We start from the raw sequence: 19,406 nt of genomic DNA, 5'->3' as shown, positions 1-19,406 counted from the left end.
ATATGGCAGCACCTATTCAAGCAATCCAGAAGCAGGAGCTAACTGAGGAAGAAATAAAACAACAAAAACTTGAAGATTTAAAAGAACTGCTAGCTAATAATGAAGATGCTTTAAATCAAATGTTTAATATAGTAGGTGAACTGAATGACATTGGGATGCTAGAAGCTGCAAATTCTATGCTGAAAGCGAAAGAACCAATCGCAAAAATTGTTCTAGGCCAAGTCACTCGTGAACCAGTTACAAATTTAATTAATAATATGATGGGCGCTGCAGGAGCTTTAACAGAACTTGATCCGGAACTTACGAAAAAGCTTGTAGGTAGTGTATTAATAGGTATGGATGAAGGTAATCAGCATCTGCAAAGCAATAAAAAAATAGGAATACTAGACCTTATGAAAGTACTGAAGGATCCGGATATTAACCGTGCTATCGGATTTGGTCTTCATTTCTTAAAAGGTATGGGTAAAGGGTTAAAAGATGAATAGATACGAAACAATAATAGTATTTCATATGTTGTTTGCGTGCTTGAGATAATTGTAAAGGATGATCCATTTCGTCTCGTTATTAAATAGTTTAGACGAAATGGTCATTTTGCTACAATAATTATGATAGAACGCTATCCGAGAAGATAGTATGGATTAACTGGGGAGGAATGAGAGTATGTCAAAAATGGCGCATGAATTTAATGATATGATACGAAAGCTTCGAAAAGAGTTGTTCGGGAAAGGGCCGGAGCGAATTCATACTGTATTTACTGAGAACATGGCGATTGCCACACTGTATGGGAATTTGACACCTACTGAGAAATTTATTTCGGGAACTATGGATGGTGCGGAAATGGTTCATATGGCTCGAACGAAAATGATTCAAGAAGTTTATGCTGCTAATACTCATGAACATTTAGAAGAACTTGTTGGGGCGAAGTTAGTTCATCTGTTTTCGGATATGAAAGTAGATGAAGATATTGCAGTTTCGGTGTTTGTCTTTGATAAAAATATAACGTGAGAGAAGGATACTCATCGTGAAATCAATACAGGTGGAACGGGAAATTTTCCGTTATGAGCAAGGGGAATTTAAACATATAGAGGACAGCATTGTAACAGAGTTTCCTGTTACGGTTAAAATGAACGGACAGGAATTTGTTACAATGGTTAGTACTCCAGAGTATATTGAAGATATGGTAATCGGCTATTTAGCATCTGAAGGTATTATCCGAAAGTATGAAGATATTGATGAAATATGGGTGCAAGAAAAAGAAGGATATGTGCATGTAAAAACGACAAGAATCAATCCTTATTATCGTGACATGCAAAACAAACGTTATATTACTTCGTGCTGTGGAATGAGTAGGCAAGGATTTGTCTTCGCAAACGATGCGCTGACTGCGAAAAAAATGAATGATATTCGCGTAAAAGTATCTGCCGAAGATTGTTTTCGGTTAATGAACGATATGCAGCAATCGGCGTCTACGTTTCAACATACAGGCGGCGTTCATAATGCAGCTTTATGTGATGTGAATGGAATTGTTTTAAGTCGCATGGATATAGGGAGGCATAACGCTTTAGATAAAATTTACGGTTATTGCTTAAAAAATAGCATTTCGATTGGTAATAAAATTATTGTTTTTAGCGGCCGTATCTCTTCTGAAATTCTATTAAAAGTTGCGAAAATTGGCTGTGAAATTATATTGTCAAAATCCGCTCCAACTGAGTTAGCCTTACAGCTAGCGGAGCAGTTAGGGATTACTACAATCGGCTTCATTCGTAATAGATCTTTAAATGTATATACGCATCCAGAGCGAGTCGTAAATATAAAATAAGTAGAAACGAGGCAATAAATATGAAATCTGTTACATTAGACAAATTGGATCGTCCTTTAAGGGATTTACGTATTTCTGTTACCGATCGCTGTAATTTTCGCTGTCGATATTGTATGCCAGAAGAAATATTTGGTCGTGATTATTCTTTTTTGTCTAATGATAAAATTTTATCTTTTGATGAAATTGAAAGGATTACACGCATTTTCGTTTCTTTAGGTGTAAGAAAGTTACGTATTACTGGGGGAGAACCTTTACTTCGAAAAGACCTACCTGAATTAATACAGCGGTTAAACAAAATTGATGGAGTAGAGGATATCGGTTTAACAACAAATGGATCATTACTTAAAAAATTCGCTCCTGATTTATATAAGGCCGGTTTATCTCGTGTGACAGTTAGTTTAGATTCTTTAGATGAAGAGCGTTTCTCTTATTTAAATGGGAATAGAAGTAAAGTGAAAACGGTTCTTGCAGGAATACAGGCTGCAGCAGAAGTCGGAATGAAAATTAAAATGAACATGGTTATTCAAAAAGGAAGAAATGAACAAGATATTGTTCAGATGGCAGAGTACTTTAAAGAGAATAAGCATATTCTTCGTTATATTGAATATATGGACGTCGGTAATTTTAACGGCTGGGAATTAGGCGAAGTAGTTTCTAAGCAAGAAATATTAGAGATGATTCATAAAGTTATGCCGCTTGAAAAAATTGAGGCGAACTATCCTGGTGAAGTTGCGACACGTTATCGTTATATCGGTAGTGATGAAGAAATAGGAATTATTTCATCTGTAACGGATTCGTTCTGCTCATCATGTACAAGAGCTCGTATTTCCGCGGAAGGGAAATTATATACTTGTTTGTTTGCTTCTAAAGGAAACGATCTTAAAGAATTACTTCGTTCTGGATATACGGACGAGGAGATTACTAATGTTATTCGTGACATTTGGAATAAACGTTCAGATCGTTATTCAGAAGAACGGCTAAGTAATACAAGTAACAAAACATTGCCGAAAATTGAAATGTCGCATATTGGTGGTTGAGAAATTGCTATGAAAGAAGGCTTTTCGATGCTTCTTTTTGTTGTGATTAATAATGGGAAGTTTGCAAGTCTTGTAGATTTTCTATGAGTATAGTAAAAATGATGATTGATATTTCTGTAATAGACATGCAGAGAAATTAAGCAGCATTCAAAAATCCTTGCTGAGTTAAGGTTTTTTGAAGCTGCTTTTTTAGTCCCGCATTAACGGGCAGTAAGACTCCCACCTCAAAATTTGGCGAATGCAAGGAAGCTAGGTGGGAGGTCAACTGCCCGTAAATGCCCGATTGGTTCAACTAATAATCAGTGGGGATGAACAAAACCCCCACTGATTAAAGTTTCACTTTATTGAGAAAAATGGAGGAATTGGTTATGGCATTTCATAAACCGGAACAAATCGCTGCACTTGTGATTGAATCCGGTGTTCAAAAGGTAAGGCAACCGCTATCAGCTATGCTTATCCTTGGTTTTTTAGGAGGAGCATTCATTTCGTTAGGATTTTTACTTAATATTCGTGTTCTCGGTAATGTACCAGAGCAATGGGGAAGTTTAGTCAATTTTATAGGAGGAGCGGTCTTTCCAATCGGACTTATACTCGTTGTTTTAGCGGGAGGAGAATTAATTACGGGAAATATGATGTCAATGTCCATGGCACTTTATGCACGGAAAATCTCATTGAAACATGTGTTAAACAATTGGGCTTGGATCACTTTAACTAACTTTGTAGGTGCACTTTTCGTAGCGTATTGTTTCGGTCATCTTGGCGGGCTAACTGAGGGGGCGTATTTAAATAAAACGATAGCGATAGCTCAAGATAAGTTACATGAATCTTTCGGGAGAACGTTAATTTTAGCAATTGGTTGTAACTGGCTCGTTTGCCTTGCGATTTGGTTAGCTAATGGAACGAACGATTTGATCGGGAAGATTGTTGGAATTTGGATTCCGATTATGGCCTTTGTCGTAATTGGATTTCAGCAAGTGGTAGCGAATATGTTTGTCATTTCAGCCGTTATTTTTGCGGGACACCTTACGTGGATGGACCTTGCGAAAAACTTTGTTCCAGTCTTTATTGGAAATGTAATTGGCGGAGCTGGCTTTGTTGGGTTCGCTTATTTTTCTTGTTATCAGAAACAAAGTGCTGTTGAGAAAGATGTATTGAAAAAATGATTGAATATAGAGCGGTTTTTTTACATGAAAGGAAGGCTATCCCATGATAGAGCGATATTCACGTCAACAGTTGTTCAACCCTATTGGGAGTGAAGGGCAAGAGAAGATTAGAAATAAGCATGTGTTAATAGTGGGGGCAGGTGCATTAGGAAGTGCAAGTGCCGAAAGCTTTGTACGTGCAGGTATCGGAAAGTTAACGATTATTGATCGTGATTACGTAGAATGGAGTAATTTACAGCGGCAACAACTTTACGCTGAACAAGATGTGATAGAACAATTGCCAAAAGCAGTCGCAGCACAGAATCGGTTAAAACAAATTAATTCAGGCGTCCAAATTCAAGCTCTTGTAATGGATGCAAGAGTAGATAATATGGAAGCTTTATTAGATGGTGTTGATGTCATTATTGACGCAACAGATAATTTCGATATTCGATTTGTGATCAATGACCTATCACAAACACACAATATTCCTTGGATTTACGGTTCTTGTGTCGGATCGTATGGCATGAGCTATACGATTATTCCGAAGAAAACACCGTGCTTACATTGTGTGCTGAAAAGTGTTCCTGTTACAGGAGCGACATGTGACACAGTTGGAATTATTAGTCCAGCTGTGCAAATTGTCGCAGCCTATCAAGTAGCAGAGGCATTCAAAATTTTAGTAGAGGACTACGCAGCGGTTAGAAAAACTTTTTTAATGTTTGATATATGGAGTAATCAATATCATTCTATCAAACTAGGGAAAATTAAAACGGAAGACTGTCCTTCGTGCGGAACGAATAGAACTTATCCTTATTTATCATACGAAAATCAAACGAAGACAGTTGTTTTATGCGGAAGAAATACAGTTCAAATTAGACCAGCGCATAATAGTCATTACAACTTTGACGATTTAGAAAAAGTACTAAAAAAACACGGGAAAGTAGAGCGGAATCCGTATTTGCTATCTTGCCAACTAGAAGATTACCGCATCGTCATTTTTCAAGATGGTCGTGTATTTATTCATGGAACGAATGAAATTCAAAAAGCGAAACAACTATATTATCGGTTATTAGGCTAATAGAAAGGGATTGGTAATGATGGAAAGAAGAGTGCCGATTACAGTTGAAGAGGCTGTTCGTAAAGTAATGGAATTTGCTAATCGTGGTGTAAAAGAATTAGTACCACTGGAATTAGCATACGGGCGTACATTAGCAGATGATTTAATAGCGGATCACGATGTCCCTTCCTTCGATCGCTCGCCATATGATGGCTATGCAATTAGGGCAGAAGATACGACATCGGCAAATCATGAGAATCCAATTGTATTCGAAGTAGTTGGGGAAATTGGGGCAGGTTCCGTATTCCATAAAGAAGTAGGAGCGTTTCAAGCAGTTCGAATTATGACAGGGGCACAAATTCCGAAAGGATGTAATGCAGTCGTCATGCTAGAACTGACTCGTCATCGTCAATATGAGAATATCGGAAAAAGCTATATGGAAGTGAAACGCTCATTTAAAGAAGGGGACAATATATCCTTTCAAGGTGAAGATGCACATAAAGGAACAGTTCTCGCCAAAAAAGGTTGTTACATTAATCCAGGTATTTCAGCTCTTCTTGCTACATTTGGTTACAGCGAAGTGCCAGTAGCGAAAAAGCCTGTCATCGGACTATTAGCGACAGGGAGTGAACTTCTTCATGTTGATGAACCGTTACAAGCAGGAAAAATCCGAAATAGTAATACGTATATGATATCGTCTCAAATTCGAAGAGCAGGTGGAAGAGTAAAATACTTTGGGAAGTTTAGTGACGATTTTCATACGTGCTACGAAGCAGTGAAAAGAGCGTTAAGCGAAGTTGATATGTTAATTACAACTGGTGGTGTATCAGTAGGGGATTATGACTACTTGCCAGCTATATATGAAAAATTAGGTGCATCAGTTCTCTTTAATAAAGTTGCAATGCGGCCGGGAAGCGTTACGACTGTAGCGCAATTAAAAGGAAAATTATTATTCGGATTATCAGGTAATCCTTCTGCTTGTTACGTAGGTTTTGAATTATTCGTAAAACCTAGCATACGTGCGTATATGTTTAGTGAAAAACCACATGTAAAACGAGAAAAAGCAATACTCGGAGAAGATTTTCTAAAACCGAATCCATTTACAAGATTTGTACGAGCAAAGCTCCAGTATAACGAAGGACAACTAGTTGCTTATCCATCAGGATTCGATAAATCTAGTTCCGTTTCTTCTTTAGCAGAATCAAACATTTTTATCGTACTACTAGGCGGTACGAGAGGATATAAGAAAGGGATGTTTGTAGACATTCTCTTATTAGAAGATAACGAAGGTAGTGAATGGCCGTGGACATTCCGTAAAGTAGGGAGAGGTTTTGATGGGACAAGCACGATTTGAAATTGTCGATACTCCGATTGTAGTCGAAGAAGTAACGAATAAAGCAGCAAGACGAGAAGCAGGGGCAATTACAACTTTTATTGGAACGGTAAGAGAATTAACGAAAGGAAAACGAACGTTACATCTTGAGTATGAAGCATATAAACCGATGGCAGTAAAAAAGCTTACTGAAATTGGAGAGGAAGTTAAGAAACAGTGGCCGGATGCAAGAATAGCAATCACGCACCGAGTAGGTCGACTAGAAATAATGGATATCGCAGTTGTCATTGCAGTATCGTCACCACATCGTAAAGTGGCGTACGAAGCGAATGAATACGCAATTGAACGTATAAAGAGAATCGTCCCAATTTGGAAAAAAGAATTTTGGGAAGATGGAACGAAGTGGATTGGAGATCAACTTGAAAATACTCCATATCCAGAAGAAAAACCAAAGAAAGAAGACTGAGAAGATGATTACAATTTTACTGTTCGCAAATTTACGAGAAGAAGTCGGTTCAGAGAGGTTAGAAATAATCGAAAAACGAGAGATGAATGTTCATCAATTAAAAAAATGGTTGAAAGATAAGTATCAATTACAGACGTTAGATAAAGTTATGGTAGCGATTAACGAAGAATTTGTAACGGACGAAGATATCGTAAAAGCCAGAGATACAGTAGCGTTTATCCCACCTGTAAGTGGAGGTTAATTCTTTCTACTTGAATACCGTATTTTTTATATAGCGAGGAGGATTATTATGAGTGAGTTTTCGCACTGGAACGAAGAAGGAAGAGCTAAAATGGTGGATATTTCTCAAAAAGGTATTTCAACACGTACAGCTGTTGCGCAAAGTACAATTTCTTTATCAGATGAATTATTCCAAGTCATTCAAAATGGCGGATTGAAAAAAGGTGATCCGCTCCAAGTAGCGCAAGTTGCTGGCATAATCGGTGCTAAAAAAACAGCCGATATTATTCCGATGTGTCACCCGATATTAATCCAAGGAACGGACTTTACGTTCCAGTATGAAAAGACAAGTAATGGGTATGAGTTGATTATACGAGCTACAGTAACATGCAGTGGGAAAACAGGGGTAGAAATGGAAGCATTAACGGCCGTATCAATCGCTGCCCTTACTTTTTACGATATGTGTAAAGCTGTTGATAAAACGATGGTCATGAAAGAAACGTATTTAGTGCAAAAAACGGGTGGGAAAAGCGGAGACTTTTTCCATCAGGCGAAATGACTATAATGGAAGGAATGTGTATGATGATTACTCACGAACAAATTATGAACGCTTTAAGTCATGTGGAAGATCCAGAGTTACACAAAAGTATTGTGGAATTAAACATGGTCAGAAATATAAAGATAGATGGTACAGAGGTTGGGCTAGAAGTAGTTTTAACGATTCAAGGCTGTCCGTTAAAGGCGAAAATTCAACAAGATATTGAAGACTCTCTTCGAAATATTGGTGCATCGAAAGTTTCTTTAACATTCGGTTCAATGACGCCAGAAGAACGAGCAACATTAACAGCATCGTTAAAAAAAGAGGCTAGAACAGAAATAGGTATGCCTAGTATGCTGCGACCTGATTCAGGAGTACGTTTTATTACTGTAACAAGCGGAAAAGGCGGCGTCGGAAAATCAACTGTGACGATTAATCTTGCTACTGCGTTAGCAAGTATGGGCAAAAAGGTTGGGATTTTAGATGCAGATATATACGGATTCAGTATTCCAGCTATGATGGAAACGAATGAAAAGCCAACAATGATCGATCAAACCGCAATTCCAGTCGTTAGTCACGGTGTTAAAATTATGTCGATGGGATTCTTTACAGATGGTAATAACCCAGTAATGTGGAGAGGGCCGATGTTAAACAAATGGATTCAAAACTTCCTTGCGAATACCCACTGGGGAGAACTAGACTATCTTCTTCTTGATTTACCACCTGGAACAGGAGACGTTGCGATAGATGTCGCTGCGATGATTCCGCAAGCGAAAGAAATTATCGTTACGACGCCTCATAGTGTCGCTTCATTTGTCGCTTCTAGAGTAGGAGTAATGGCAAAATATACGAAACACGATATTTTAGGTATCGTTGAAAATATGGCATATTACGAAGAACAAGATGGTTCAAGAAACTATCTCTTCGGAAAAGGCGGCGGTGAAATGCTAGCAGAACAACTGCAAACAGAAGTAATCGCTCAAATACCGTTTGCAAAACGTGAAGAAAATAATGGTTCATGTGTGTATGACGAAGATTCACTCGTTGGGGAAATGTTTACTTCTTTAGCGGAGGAACTTATTTATAAAGGATAAGTTGATATAAAAGTGGGATACATAGCACGTATGTATCCCACTTTTTATTTTTTATGAAGTTATTTTAATAGTTTTAAAGGTTATATTTAAGACTGTAATAACTTCGAAACCATTTGCGGAATTTGATTAGCTTGTGAAACCATACTAAGTGCAACTTCAGTTAACAATTTAAACTTTAAAAAATCACTCATAAAAAAACAAACCTCTCCGCAAGCAGAGAGGTTTGTTCATAAAGCTAACTCAAATGGATTATTGTAATAATTTAGAAACCATTTGTGGAGTTTGGTTTGCTTGAGAAAGCATGCTGATACCAGCTTCGTTCAAGATTTTGAACTTAGTCATTTCAGACATTTCTTTCGCCATGTCAGCGTCTTCGATTTGAGAAGCAGCGTTCGCCATACTTGTTGATTGGCTCTTAAGATTTGTTACATTAAAGTCAAGGCGGTTAAGAGTAGCTCCGAGATCAGCACGATTAGTAGCAATTGTTTTTAAAGCCTCATCAATTTGTTTAACCGCTCCTAATGCATTTGATACATCAGTATTTGGCTTAGCTACAGCTGCCGCTAGGCCGGCATCAAAAGCAGTTGCAGCGTCTTTTGTTGGATCAAACTTAGTAATTGCATCATCAAGACCTGTAGTAGTTGTGTAATCTTTCTTAGCTGTATTCCAAGCAGCTTTTAGTGCAGTGAAAGCATCATTTTTTTCTGTTTGTGAAGCACCAGCTTTACCGTAATCAGCTTTAAATTTAGATATAGCATCAGTGATAGTTTTCACTCCAGCAGGAGCTTCTGATGTAGTTCCTTCAATTGATAAAGTATCAATTCCTAAAGCTTCACGAGTAGCACCATTCAGTGTAATACTAATTTGTTTGCTAGCATCATCAGAATCAAGAGTTTGAATCTTAATTTCTTTAGGAGCAGTTTTAGCTGCATCTAGTAAGTTTGTATCATTGAATTGAGTATTTTTAGCAATATAATCGATTTGTTCTTTTAATGCACCAAATTCTTTTTGTAAAGCTGTTTGGTTTTCAGCAGTATTTGTACCAGTTGCAGATTGGTTTGCAAGGTCACGCATACGAAGTAAGATGTTAGATACAGAACCTAATGCTGAATCAGCTGTACGGATTAAAGAAATACCGTTTTGCGTGTTATCAGCAGCAACACCTAATCCGCTTTCACGTGCACGCATACGAGTTGCGATTGCAAGACCTGCTGCATCATCAGAAGCGTTGTTGATACGTTTACCGCTTGATAAACGATCCATAGCGTTACTCATTTTTGCTTGGTTTTGACGCATGTACTCTTGCGTACGCATGCTGTTAATGTTTGTATTAATTCTCATGTTAAGAACCCCCATTTTTTTATATTGACTTTTCTGCAAATTGAAAAACGGTAATATGCGAAAAAATCAATTTCGAGATTTATTGTAAGCCTTGCTATAACGGGTGTCAACTAAAAATTCGAATTAATAAATATAAAAAAATAACAGTTTAACAATATATTCATTTTTTTATTACATAATTATTAAAAGGATTATTGCAAACTTTTAAAAAAAACTCTAATATTAGAATATCTTTGTTTACCGAAAAGGTGATATTATGGTAGTTGGAAATATAGTAAAAGAAGTTCTTGCATATAAAAAAGGACAGATTCAGCAAAAGTTAAGTAGTCCGCAGGCATTCGTTAGTAGCCGTTTTCAAGATCAATTACAGAGTGAACCTGCGAAGGAGACGAAAGTTGTTACGCAGCCGGCAAAAGTAGAGGATATGAGTCAGCCGGTACAGTCTACGAAAATAGAAACGGTTGTTAATAAACCGGAAGAATCTATTAATAAAGTAGAGGAAGCGGGTAAGCCTGAGGAGACGGAGAAAGCTGAAACGAAGAAAGTGGATGAAGTGCAAGTCGCGCAAAAAGAGTTTGAACGACGTTTCCCAGAAACGAAAAATGAGCCTGCTGATACGTGGGGATTAACGAAGAAGTATAATATTCAAAAAATACGTTCTTCCAATGAAGGTAAGTATGAGGATATTATTGATCGTGTAAGTAATACATATGGAATTCCGAAAACGTTAATTCAAAAAATGATTGAAGTAGAGTCTGATTTTAATCCGAAAACGGTGTCACATGCAGGGGCGATGGGGCTGATGCAGCTTATGCCAGCGAATGTGAAAGAGATGGGTATAAAAAATCCATTTTCACCAGCTGAAAGTATTGAAGGCGGCGTGAAAGAGCTAAGCGGTTATTTAAAGAAAAATAACGGCGACTTAGTATTGGCGCTTGCTTCTTATAATGCGGGCCCTGGTAATGTGAGAAAGTACGGAGGCGTACCGCCATTTAAAGAAACGCAAGGATATATTAAAAAAATATTAAATATCGACGTTTCAAAATAAGAAATTTCATATATAGAGAGAACATGAAATTTTCGTGAACATGATATGGGAGTTGGCTAGATTTGAAATTACAAGATGATATTCCGTTAACAATTTATTTTGAAATCGGAAATACGAAAAAGAAAATTGAAGATCTGCTTCATATTACGAAAGGTACATTGTATCGTCTTGAAAATTCAACGAAAAATACGGTGCGTCTTATGCTTGAAAATGAAGAGATTGGAACCGGAAAGATTTTGACGAAGAATGGAAAAATGTACGTTGAAATCGTTGAATTGAAAAGGTAGGGAAGGGGATTGTCATGAGTGGCGAAAAATTAAGCCAAGAGCAAATTGATGCCCTGCTGAAGGCGGTAAATGAAGGCGAGGAAATGCCAGCTTTCGCACAAGAAGCAGGGAAGCAAGATAAATTTCAAGAGTATGATTTTAATAGACCGGAGAAGTTCGGTGTTGAGCATTTACGTAGTTTGCAGGCGATTGCGTCTACTTTTGGCAAGCAGACGTCACAAACGTTGTCAGCGCGTATGCGTATTCCGATTGAACTCGAGCCTTCGACTGTTGAGCAAGTTCCATTTACGAGTGAGTATGTGGAGAAAATGCCGAAAGATTATTATTTATATTGCGTGATAGATCTAGGTTTACCAGAGCTTGGAGAAATTGTTATTGAGATTGATTTAGCGTTCGTTATATATATTCATGAATGCTGGCTTGGCGGAGATAGTAAGCGTAACTTTACGATGCGCAGACCGTTAACGGCGTTTGAGTTTTTAACTCTCGATAATATATTTACTCTTCTTTGTAAAAATTTAGAGCAATCATTTGAAAGCGTTGTTGCGATTGAACCGAAGTTTGTAACGACGGAGACAGATCCGAATGCGCTAAAGATTACAACAGCGAGCGATATTATTTCATTACTGAACGTAAATATGAAAACAGAGTTTTGGAATACGACAATTCGTATTGGTATTCCGTTCTTATCTGTTGAAGAAATTATGGATAAGTTAACGTCTGAAAATATTGTCGAACATTCTTCAGATAAGCGTAAAAAATATACGTCTGAAGTAGAAGTGAAAGTAAATCAAGTGTACAAACCTGTTCACGTTGCGATTGGTGAGCAAAAGATGACATTTGGTGAGATTGAGCAAATTGAAGAAGGCGATATTATTCCGCTTCAAACGAAAGTGACGGACCAACTACGTGGATATGTAGATGGAAAACATAAATTTAATTGTTTTATCGGGAAAGATGGAACGCGTAAGGCGCTCCTATTTAAAAGTTTTATAGAGTAGGAGGATCCATATGAAGCATGAAGTATCTCCTGTGTCATTAATGGGATTAGAAGAATTTGCAGGGAAGCGAAATGAAGCGGGTAAAGCGCATATTGATACCGTTTCAGATATTTCGATTGAACTTGGAGTAAAGCTTGGTAAGTCATCTATTACGCTTGGTGATGTGAAGCAATTAAAAGTCGGCGATGTTCTTGAAGTAGAGAAAAATTTAGGACATAAAGTAGATGTATATTTAAGTGATATGAAAGTCGGTATTGGTGAGGCAATAGTAATGGACGAGAAGTTCGGCATTATTATTTCTGAAATTGAAGCTGACAAGAAACATGCAGCGCTTATGAAGGCGCAAAATCAAATGCAGGATAAAGAGTAGAGGAGGAGTCATATGTCGTATATGACGACCTTATTTCAAGTCGTTTTACTGTTTGGTGCGCTCGGTTATGGTGCGTATTATATGACGAAAAAGACGCGCAAACAGCAGTTTTTTAAGCAAGGTGAAAACGGCCATATTCAAGTGAAAGACGGCGTTTTTTTAAATCATCAAACGAGTGCCTTTTTGTTTGAAGTGGACGGGAAGCAAGTGTTTACTGTTATAAGTAATAACGGTGTACAATCTGTGCAGTTAACAGGAACAGGAAATCAGTTTCAACAAGCGCTAGAAGACGCGGTGAAGAGTGAAACGAAAAAAGTAGAGGATCCATCATGAGAATAAAGAAACAGTTATCGTTATTTGCCGTTATTTTCGTATTTTCTATTATTTTTTCATTTGTTTTTGTAAATCCAGCGTATGCAGCCCCGAACGGTTTTATTAATTTCGAAAATGGAAAAGAGTTTACGAGCAATTCAAGTGTACAACTATTTGCACTCGTTACCCTTCTATCATTATCTTCTTCTATCGTTCTTTTATTTACGCATTTTACTTATTTTATGATCGTTCTTGGGATTACTCGTCAAGGGCTTGGGGTTATGAATTTACCACCAAACCAAGTGCTTGTTGGACTCGCTTTATTTTTATCACTATTTACGATGCAACCAGTGCTTGGACAGTTAAAAAGTGATGTGTGGGACCCGATGACGAAAGAAAAAATAACAGTAAGTCAAGCTGCGGAGACGACAGCTCCAATTATGAAAGAGTATATGTCGAAGCATACATATAAGCATGATTTGAAGATGATGCTGAAAGTGCGCGGAGAAGAGTTGCCGAAAGATATGAAAGATCTTTCACTATTTACGCTCGTACCATCCTTTACGTTAACGCAAATTCAAAAAGGGCTATTGACGGGGATGTTCATTTATTTAGCGTTTGTCTTTATTGATTTAATTATTAGTACACTTTTAATGTACCTTGGGATGATGATGGTACCGCCGATGATTTTAAGTTTGCCATTTAAAATACTCGTTTTCGTATATTTAGGTGGATATACAAAAATCGTCGATATTATGTTTAAAACGGTCGCCTGAAGCGTTTGATGCTATGTGATAGGAGTCATATAAATGAATACATCACCAATTATAGATATTTTTCAAACCTTTTTTTATAAAGGGGTTATGATTTTAATGCCGGTTGCCGGTGTAAGTATGATTGTCGTTATTATTATCGCTGTCATTATGGCTATGATGCAAATTCAAGAGCAAACGCTGACGTTTTTACCGAAAATGGCGAGTATTGTACTCGTTATTATCATTTTAGGTCCGTGGATGTTTCAAGAGTTAACGACGCTAATTTTAGATTTATTTGATAAAATTCCATCGCTATTGCGTTCGTACTAAGATAGGTGAACTGAAATGAATATGGAATTATGGGCGGCGACGTTTTTTGCGTTTTGCCGCATTACTTCATTTTTATATTTTTTACCGTTTTTTTCAGGGCGATCAATTCCGGCGATGGCAAAGGTTACATTTGGGCTCGGTCTTTCCATTACAGTTGCCGATCAAGTTGATGTCTCCCACATAAAGACAGTTTGGGATGTAGCTGCTTATGCAGGAACGCAAATTGTAATTGGATTATCACTTTCAAAAATTGTCGAGATGCTGTGGAACATTCCGAAAATGGCAGGGCATATTTTAGACTTTGATATCGGTTTATCACAGGCAAGTTTGTTTGATGTCAATGCAGGATCACAGTCTACTTTACTATCAACAATTTTTGATATATTTTTTCTCATTATTTTTATTTCACTTGGCGGCATTAACTATTTCGTTGCCACGATTTTAAAGTCGTTTCAATATACAGAGGCGATTTCAAAATTGTTGACGGCTAGTTTTTTAGATAGTCTACTCGCAACGTTATTATTTGCGATTACATCAGCGGTTGAAATTGCTTTGCCGCTTATGGGCAGCTTATTCATCATTAATTTTGTCCTTATATTAATCGCAAAAAATGCACCACAGTTAAACGTTTTTATGAATGCGTACGTGATTAAAATTACGTGTGGTATTTTGTTTATTGCGATGAGCGTACCGATGCTCGGTTATGTGTTTAAAAATATGACAGACGTATTATTGGAAGAGTATACGAAACTATTTAACTTTTTCTTAACGAAGTAGGGGGACGCGCATGGCAAAGGATAATAAAACAGAAAAGGCCACCCCGCAGAAGCGTAAAAAATCGCGTGAAGAAGGGAATATCGCCCGGAGTAAAGATTTAAATAATTTATTTTCCATTCTCGTATTAGCAGTTGTCGTTTATTTTTTTGGAGATTGGCTCGGTTATGAGATTGCGAATTCCGTAGCGGTGCTGTTTGATCAAATTGGAAAAAATACAGATTCGACCGAGTATTTTTATTTAATGGGCATATTACTTCTGAAAGTATCAGCTCCTATATTAATACTCGTATACGCCTTTCATTTATTCAATTATATGATTCAAGTCGGTTTCTTATTTTCTTCTAAAGTAATTAAGCCGAAAGCGTCACGTATTAATCCAAAAAACTATTTTACGAGATTGTTTAGTCGTAAAAGTTTAGTAGATATTTTGAAATCATTATTTTATATGGGGTTAATCGGTTACGTTGCGTATGTTCTCTTTAAAAAGAATTTAGAGAAAATCGTTAGTATGATTGGATTTAACTGGACAGCGTCACTTACTGAAATTATTAGGCAAATTAAATTTATCTTTTTAGCTATTTTAATTATTTTAATCGTCCTTTCGATTATTGATTTCATTTATCAAAAATGGGAGTACGAACAAGATATTAAGATGAAAAAAGAAGAAGTGAAACAAGAGCATAAAGATAATGAAGGGGACCCGCAAGTAAAGGGGAAACGAAAAAACTTTATGCATGCTATTTTGCAAAGGACAATTGCGAAGAAGATGGATGGCGCAACGTTTATTGTGAATAACCCGACGCACATCTCGGTTGTACTTCGTTACAATAAACACGTTGATGCGGCGCCAATTGTCGTTGCAAAAGGGGAAGATGAGCTCGCATTATATATACGAACGCTTGCCCGTGAACAAGAAATACCAATGGTGGAAAACCGTCCGCTCGCTCGTTCTTTATATTATCAAGTCGAGGAAGACGAGACGATTCCAGAAGATTTATACGTAGCTGTAATTGAAGTTATGCGCTATTTAATTCAAACGAATGAACTTGAAGTATAGTAGCGCGTTTGGAGGAGATCTCTTTGTTTAAGATAGATTCTGCAAGAACCTATTTTTCTATCTTTTTAGCAGCGTCATTCGTTGTGGCGCTCTTAATTCCACTTCCACCATTTATACTTGATATCATTATCGTTTTTCTATTAAGTATGTCAGTGCTTATTTATATGCGAGCGACAAGTATTAACGAGTGGGATGAATTAAAGTCATTTCCGACGATGTTGTTATTAATCGGAATTTTCCGCGTATCGATTAACGTTTCGACGACGCGTGCGATTTTAACAGACGGAAATGCTGGTCATGTTATTGAAGAGTTTGGCCAGTTTGTAATTGGTGGGAACTTATTAATTGGTATTGTTATTTTTACAGTATTAATCATTTTCCAGTTTATCGTTGCAAACGGTGCGTCTCGTACAGCTGAAGTTGCAGCCCGTTTTACACTTGATTCTTTACCAGGGAAACAAATGTCTATCGATGCTGACTTGAACCAGCGTATTATTACAGAAAAAGACGCACAGGCAAAACGAAAAAAATTAAATATGGAAACAGAGTTTTACGGAGCGATGGATGGTGCCGGAAAGTTCATTAAAGGGGACGTTATTTTCGGGATTGTCATTTTATTCGTTAACATTATTTTCGGTTTAATTGTAGGTATGATGCAGCAAGGAATGAGCTTTGCAGATGCGGCTCTTCATTATACACAGTTAACTGTCGGTGACGGAATTGTAAACCAAATTGGTTCGTTAATGCTTGCGATTTCAACAGGTATTATCGTAACGCGTGTATTTGACGGTTCATCTGATACAGTAACTGAAGGAATCTTTAAAGAGTTATTAGCGCATGAAGTTGTTGTATATGCGCTCGGTGGTTTATTTATCGCGATGGGTATTTTTACTCCGCTACCATTTCTACCATTTGCACTCGTTGGAGGCACGGTTATTTTCTTAGGAGTTCGTAATAAAAAACGAATAAAGAAAGAAAAAGAAGACGAGCTTCAAAAAGAATTAGAAATGATTCAAGGCGATGAAGAGCAACTGCAACAAGTGGAAGATTCATTCGGAGTCTTTACAGATAAATATCCAATTATCGTAGAGCTCGGATTAGATCTAGCGGCACTTGTAAAGCAGAAAATTAATGGGGAAACAGCTCGTGATAAAGTTGTTCTTATGAGGAAGTCGATTATTACTGACCTTGGAATTAACGTTCCTGGAATTAACTTTAAAGATAATACGAGTTTTAGACCGCGCGGACGTTACATTATTCGTATTAAAGGTGCGAAGGCGGCTGAAGGTGTATTAAAATCAGGTTATTTATTAGCACTGAAAACACCGAACGTAATGGCTGATTTAGATGCAGAACCAGCGAAAGATCCAATTTTCGGCGAAGATGGATATTGGATTTTGGAGCATATGGTACAAGATGCACAAATGAAAGGCTATCAAGTGTTAGAGCCACTTAGCATATTAATTACGCATTTAGATGTTGTCGTTAGACGTAACCTTCACGAGTTAATTCAGCGTCAACATGTGAAAGATTTAATTCAATCGCTTGAAACTGATAATGGCGTTTTATTAGAAGAGATTAAAAAGAAAGAAATCGATTTATCACTCGTTCAAAATGTTGTTAAACAACTGCTGAAAGAAGGCATTTCGATCCGTGATTTACCGACAATTATTGAAGGTATTATTGACGGGAAAGAAATTTATCAAAACCATGTTGATGGTGTAACGGCATTTGTTCGTGAATGTATTTCAAAAGTTATTTGTGAGAGTGCGAAAAATCCTGATGGGAAAATTTATGCAGCGCTATTCTCTGATTCAATCGAGTTAGATGCAGATGTTGTTAATAATTCATATCAAGGTTATTTATTAAACTGGGATTTAGATTTAGAAACACGTGTAGTAGAGCAAGTACAGCGCGTCTTCAAACAAGCTCGTTTAATGGGAAGAGAGCCAGTATTATTAACGCGCAGAAAAGATTTCAGATTTGCGATTGTGAGACTTCTTGAGCGTTATCAAATAGAAGCTAAAGTATTATGTATTAGCGAATTAGCACCAGAAATTGTTGTAGATCAAATTGCTTATATTGAATAGTAGGGGGTGAAGTAATGGAAAGTACAGAAAAAAAAGAAGCGTTAATGCGAATAAAAGCAGCTTCGAAAAATGAATTGTATCGAAAATTATTTGACCAATATGGTACAGATTATTACTACGTTGTCGATGAAAGTGTAAAACGAAACATCCCGTTTTTCTGGAAAAAGAATTATGAAATGTTAGTCGCTTTTCCTGAAGATAAACAGGAAGAAAGTAACGAAGGCGTAGCTCAATTTCATGAACAATTAATGGATGTTGTAGGTGAGCCTTCAGAAGAAATCGTGAAGGCGAATGGAATTCAATCAGTACTACACAATTTAGAAAACGTAACGACTCCTATGTCATACGCGGCGATGCAAACAGGAAATAGTGAAGAATGGGCAAGAAAAAAAGAAAAACTATTACAACTGTTTGAAAAAGGAATCGTCGTTGTGAAACATACGGAGGAGACGAAAGTAACGAAAAAACAACCTGCTGTGAAACAAGCTATTCCTGTAAAGAAAGAAGAGGTAGCTATAAAAAACGAAAAGCAGGAATCTGTACCGTTTATTATTCAAAAAGTAATTCGGATGTTAGAGCAAAATGATGTGGAACAATATTTTATTCATGCATATGCTGAAAAGTTAAAAGTGAAGTTTGAGAGTGCAACGATGATTACGGAAGAAGAAGTGATCGGATACATATTGGAAGATATGAGATCTCATTTCAATACGGAAAACGTATTTGAAAAAGAGGTACAAACAATTGCATTAATTGGTCCAACAGGAGTCGGAAAAACGACGACACTTGCAAAAATGGCATGGCAGTTTCATGGGAAGAAAAAAACGGTTGGTTTTATTACGACAGACCACTCTCGCATTGGGACAGTGCAGCAATTACAAGATTATGTAAAAACAATTGGATCAGAAGTAATTGCTGTGCGAGATGAATCCGCAATGACACGGGCGCTTACTTATTTTAAAGAAGAAGCGCGCGTCGATTATATTTTAATAGATACAGCCGGAAAAAATTATCGTACGTCAGAAACGGTTGAAGAAATGATTGAGACGATGGGGCAAGTAGAGCCAGATTATATTTGTTTAACGTTATCAGCTTCTATGAAAAGTAAGGACATGATTGAAATCATTACGAACTTTAAAGATATTCATATTGATGGTATCGTGTTTACGAAATTTGATGAAACAGCGAGTAGTGGTGAATTGTTGAAAATTCCAGCAGTTTCATCGGCTCCAATTGTATTAATGACAGACGGACAAGATGTGAAGCAACATATACATATCGCTACAGCTGAACATTTAGCAAAACAAATGTTACAAACATCGTAAGAAAA

Annotated in this window: 24 protein-coding genes; 22 read left to right on the top strand and 2 right to left on the bottom strand. The window is 37.1% G+C overall.

Annotated elements, in window-relative coordinates; genetic code table 11:
- Positions 1-2 precede the first annotated feature (2 nt).
- The 11 genes from ACTFQM_RS07125 (at position 3) to ACTFQM_RS07075 (ending at position 8,708) form a co-directional block, all read left to right on the top strand.
- Positions 3-485, top strand: coding sequence for a DUF1641 domain-containing protein (locus tag ACTFQM_RS07125; RefSeq protein WP_427287962.1), 483 nt, complete (start codon positions 3-5; stop codon positions 483-485).
- Between the two features lie 175 nt (positions 486-660).
- Entirely contained in the window at positions 661-1,005 is a 345-nt protein-coding gene (locus ACTFQM_RS07120) for a DUF2294 domain-containing protein (protein WP_440033908.1), read from the top strand.
- Between the two features lie 16 nt (positions 1,006-1,021).
- A complete protein-coding gene (gene fdhD, locus ACTFQM_RS07115; RefSeq protein ID WP_440033907.1) occupies positions 1,022-1,819 on the top strand; it encodes a formate dehydrogenase accessory sulfurtransferase FdhD in 798 nt (265 codons plus the stop codon).
- 20 nt (positions 1,820-1,839) lie between these two features.
- Complete coding sequence (gene moaA, locus ACTFQM_RS07110) at positions 1,840-2,856, top strand: GTP 3',8-cyclase MoaA (RefSeq protein ID WP_440033905.1); 1,017 nt, start codon at positions 1,840-1,842, stop codon at positions 2,854-2,856.
- Between the two features lie 368 nt (positions 2,857-3,224).
- On the top strand, positions 3,225-4,019 hold the full coding sequence (locus ACTFQM_RS07105; RefSeq protein ID WP_440033903.1) for a formate/nitrite transporter family protein: 795 nt from the start codon (positions 3,225-3,227) through the stop codon (positions 4,017-4,019).
- Positions 4,020-4,062: 43 nt separating this feature from the next.
- Complete coding sequence (locus tag ACTFQM_RS07100; protein WP_440033901.1) at positions 4,063-5,079, top strand: molybdopterin-synthase adenylyltransferase MoeB; 1,017 nt, start codon at positions 4,063-4,065, stop codon at positions 5,077-5,079.
- Positions 5,080-5,098: 19 nt separating this feature from the next.
- Entirely contained in the window at positions 5,099-6,412 is a 1,314-nt protein-coding gene (locus ACTFQM_RS07095; RefSeq protein WP_440034398.1) for a molybdopterin molybdotransferase MoeA, read from the top strand.
- Positions 6,393-6,857: a molybdenum cofactor biosynthesis protein MoaE gene (locus ACTFQM_RS07090; protein ID WP_440033899.1), complete on the top strand. Its 465-nt coding sequence runs from the start codon at positions 6,393-6,395 to the stop codon at positions 6,855-6,857. The genes ACTFQM_RS07095 and ACTFQM_RS07090 overlap by 20 nt, the downstream gene beginning before the upstream one ends.
- Before the next feature lie 4 nt (positions 6,858-6,861).
- Positions 6,862-7,098 carry a molybdopterin converting factor subunit 1 gene (gene moaD / locus ACTFQM_RS07085; protein ID WP_440033897.1) on the top strand — a complete coding sequence of 79 codons (237 nt, stop codon included), beginning with the start codon at positions 6,862-6,864 and terminating at the stop codon, positions 7,096-7,098.
- Positions 7,099-7,146: 48 nt separating this feature from the next.
- Entirely contained in the window at positions 7,147-7,635 is a 489-nt protein-coding gene (moaC, locus tag ACTFQM_RS07080) for a cyclic pyranopterin monophosphate synthase MoaC (protein WP_440033895.1), read from the top strand.
- A 20-nt stretch (positions 7,636-7,655) separates the two neighbouring features.
- Positions 7,656-8,708, top strand: coding sequence for a P-loop NTPase (locus ACTFQM_RS07075; RefSeq protein WP_440033893.1), 1,053 nt, complete (start codon positions 7,656-7,658; stop codon positions 8,706-8,708).
- Positions 8,709-8,794: 86 nt separating this feature from the next.
- On the opposite strand, the gene ACTFQM_RS07070 is transcribed toward ACTFQM_RS07075, so the two are convergent.
- Both ACTFQM_RS07070 and ACTFQM_RS07065 read right to left on the bottom strand, forming a co-directional pair.
- Complete coding sequence (locus ACTFQM_RS07070) at positions 8,795-8,899, bottom strand: flagellin (RefSeq protein WP_372465134.1); 105 nt, start codon at positions 8,897-8,899, stop codon at positions 8,795-8,797.
- Positions 8,900-8,957: 58 nt separating this feature from the next.
- Positions 8,958-10,049, bottom strand: a complete 1,092-nt coding sequence (locus ACTFQM_RS07065; protein WP_440033890.1) for a flagellin N-terminal helical domain-containing protein — start codon at positions 10,047-10,049, stop codon at positions 8,958-8,960.
- 256 nt (positions 10,050-10,305) lie between these two features.
- Between ACTFQM_RS07065 and ACTFQM_RS07060 the strand changes: the two genes are divergently transcribed.
- From ACTFQM_RS07060 to flhF, 11 genes are all read left to right on the top strand, one after another.
- The gene (locus tag ACTFQM_RS07060) at positions 10,306-11,097 is read left to right on the top strand and encodes a transglycosylase SLT domain-containing protein (RefSeq protein WP_440033888.1); all 792 of its coding nucleotides are present in this window, start codon (positions 10,306-10,308) and stop codon (positions 11,095-11,097) included.
- Between the two features lie 62 nt (positions 11,098-11,159).
- Positions 11,160-11,384 carry a flagellar motor switch protein FliN gene (locus ACTFQM_RS07055; RefSeq protein ID WP_000775712.1) on the top strand — a complete coding sequence of 75 codons (225 nt, stop codon included), beginning with the start codon at positions 11,160-11,162 and terminating at the stop codon, positions 11,382-11,384.
- A 14-nt stretch (positions 11,385-11,398) separates the two neighbouring features.
- Complete coding sequence (gene fliM / locus ACTFQM_RS07050; protein ID WP_440033887.1) at positions 11,399-12,385, top strand: flagellar motor switch protein FliM; 987 nt, start codon at positions 11,399-11,401, stop codon at positions 12,383-12,385.
- A gap of 10 nt (positions 12,386-12,395) precedes the next feature.
- The gene (gene fliN, locus ACTFQM_RS07045) at positions 12,396-12,755 is read left to right on the top strand and encodes a flagellar motor switch protein FliN (protein ID WP_002011996.1); all 360 of its coding nucleotides are present in this window, start codon (positions 12,396-12,398) and stop codon (positions 12,753-12,755) included.
- 12 nt (positions 12,756-12,767) lie between these two features.
- Complete coding sequence (locus ACTFQM_RS07040; RefSeq protein WP_000121171.1) at positions 12,768-13,088, top strand: hypothetical protein; 321 nt, start codon at positions 12,768-12,770, stop codon at positions 13,086-13,088.
- Entirely contained in the window at positions 13,085-13,843 is a 759-nt protein-coding gene (locus ACTFQM_RS07035) for a flagellar type III secretion system pore protein FliP (RefSeq protein WP_071720846.1), read from the top strand. Before ACTFQM_RS07040 ends, ACTFQM_RS07035 begins: the two co-directional genes overlap by 4 nt.
- Positions 13,844-13,876: 33 nt before the next feature.
- Entirely contained in the window at positions 13,877-14,152 is a 276-nt protein-coding gene (locus ACTFQM_RS07030; protein WP_001098085.1) for a flagellar biosynthetic protein FliQ, read from the top strand.
- Between the two features lie 15 nt (positions 14,153-14,167).
- Complete coding sequence (locus ACTFQM_RS07025) at positions 14,168-14,929, top strand: flagellar biosynthetic protein FliR (RefSeq protein ID WP_440033886.1); 762 nt, start codon at positions 14,168-14,170, stop codon at positions 14,927-14,929.
- Positions 14,930-14,939: 10 nt separating this feature from the next.
- Positions 14,940-15,986, top strand: a complete 1,047-nt coding sequence (gene flhB / locus ACTFQM_RS07020) for a flagellar type III secretion system protein FlhB (protein ID WP_440033884.1) — start codon at positions 14,940-14,942, stop codon at positions 15,984-15,986.
- A gap of 23 nt (positions 15,987-16,009) precedes the next feature.
- Complete coding sequence (gene flhA, locus ACTFQM_RS07015) at positions 16,010-18,076, top strand: flagellar biosynthesis protein FlhA (protein WP_440033882.1); 2,067 nt, start codon at positions 16,010-16,012, stop codon at positions 18,074-18,076.
- 14 nt (positions 18,077-18,090) lie between these two features.
- Positions 18,091-19,401 carry a flagellar biosynthesis protein FlhF gene (gene flhF, locus ACTFQM_RS07010; RefSeq protein ID WP_098473058.1) on the top strand — a complete coding sequence of 437 codons (1,311 nt, stop codon included), beginning with the start codon at positions 18,091-18,093 and terminating at the stop codon, positions 19,399-19,401.
- Positions 19,402-19,406 lie beyond the last annotated feature (5 nt).

This window comes from Bacillus cereus group sp. MYBK30-2 (genome assembly GCF_051915945.1).
In the GTDB taxonomy this organism is placed as follows: Bacteria; Bacillota; Bacilli; order Bacillales; family Bacillaceae_G; genus Bacillus_A; species Bacillus_A paramycoides.
Note: the sequence above shows the minus strand (reverse complement) of the source record. Positions and strands in the feature narration are given on the sequence as shown.

Excerpts from the sequence above, each read along its gene's own strand:
- ACTFQM_RS07090 (WP_440033899.1), top strand. The coding sequence starts at position 6,393 with ATGGGACAAGCACGATTTGAAATTGTCGATACTCCGATTGTAGTCGAA.
- ACTFQM_RS07070 (WP_372465134.1), bottom strand. The coding sequence starts at position 8,899 with ATGAGTGATTTTTTAAAGTTTAAATTGTTAACTGAAGTTGCACTTAGT.
- ACTFQM_RS07030 (WP_001098085.1), top strand. The coding sequence starts at position 13,877 with ATGAATACATCACCAATTATAGATATTTTTCAAACCTTTTTTTATAAA.
- flhF (WP_098473058.1), top strand. The coding sequence starts at position 18,091 with ATGGAAAGTACAGAAAAAAAAGAAGCGTTAATGCGAATAAAAGCAGCT.
- moaC (WP_440033895.1), top strand. The coding sequence starts at position 7,147 with ATGAGTGAGTTTTCGCACTGGAACGAAGAAGGAAGAGCTAAAATGGTG.
- flhB (WP_440033884.1), top strand. The coding sequence starts at position 14,940 with ATGGCAAAGGATAATAAAACAGAAAAGGCCACCCCGCAGAAGCGTAAA.
- ACTFQM_RS07095 (WP_440034398.1), top strand. The coding sequence starts at position 5,099 with ATGGAAAGAAGAGTGCCGATTACAGTTGAAGAGGCTGTTCGTAAAGTA.
- ACTFQM_RS07025 (WP_440033886.1), top strand. The coding sequence starts at position 14,168 with ATGAATATGGAATTATGGGCGGCGACGTTTTTTGCGTTTTGCCGCATT.
- moaD (WP_440033897.1), top strand. The coding sequence starts at position 6,862 with ATGATTACAATTTTACTGTTCGCAAATTTACGAGAAGAAGTCGGTTCA.
- ACTFQM_RS07075 (WP_440033893.1), top strand. The coding sequence starts at position 7,656 with ATGATGATTACTCACGAACAAATTATGAACGCTTTAAGTCATGTGGAA.
- ACTFQM_RS07125 (WP_427287962.1), top strand. The coding sequence starts at position 3 with ATGGCAGCACCTATTCAAGCAATCCAGAAGCAGGAGCTAACTGAGGAA.
- ACTFQM_RS07065 (WP_440033890.1), bottom strand. The coding sequence starts at position 10,049 with ATGAGAATTAATACAAACATTAACAGCATGCGTACGCAAGAGTACATG.
- ACTFQM_RS07120 (WP_440033908.1), top strand. The coding sequence starts at position 661 with ATGTCAAAAATGGCGCATGAATTTAATGATATGATACGAAAGCTTCGA.
- ACTFQM_RS07105 (WP_440033903.1), top strand. The coding sequence starts at position 3,225 with ATGGCATTTCATAAACCGGAACAAATCGCTGCACTTGTGATTGAATCC.
- fliM (WP_440033887.1), top strand. The coding sequence starts at position 11,399 with ATGAGTGGCGAAAAATTAAGCCAAGAGCAAATTGATGCCCTGCTGAAG.
- fliN (WP_002011996.1), top strand. The coding sequence starts at position 12,396 with ATGAAGCATGAAGTATCTCCTGTGTCATTAATGGGATTAGAAGAATTT.
- ACTFQM_RS07035 (WP_071720846.1), top strand. The coding sequence starts at position 13,085 with ATGAGAATAAAGAAACAGTTATCGTTATTTGCCGTTATTTTCGTATTT.
- moaA (WP_440033905.1), top strand. The coding sequence starts at position 1,840 with ATGAAATCTGTTACATTAGACAAATTGGATCGTCCTTTAAGGGATTTA.
- ACTFQM_RS07060 (WP_440033888.1), top strand. The coding sequence starts at position 10,306 with ATGGTAGTTGGAAATATAGTAAAAGAAGTTCTTGCATATAAAAAAGGA.
- ACTFQM_RS07040 (WP_000121171.1), top strand. The coding sequence starts at position 12,768 with ATGTCGTATATGACGACCTTATTTCAAGTCGTTTTACTGTTTGGTGCG.
- ACTFQM_RS07100 (WP_440033901.1), top strand. The coding sequence starts at position 4,063 with ATGATAGAGCGATATTCACGTCAACAGTTGTTCAACCCTATTGGGAGT.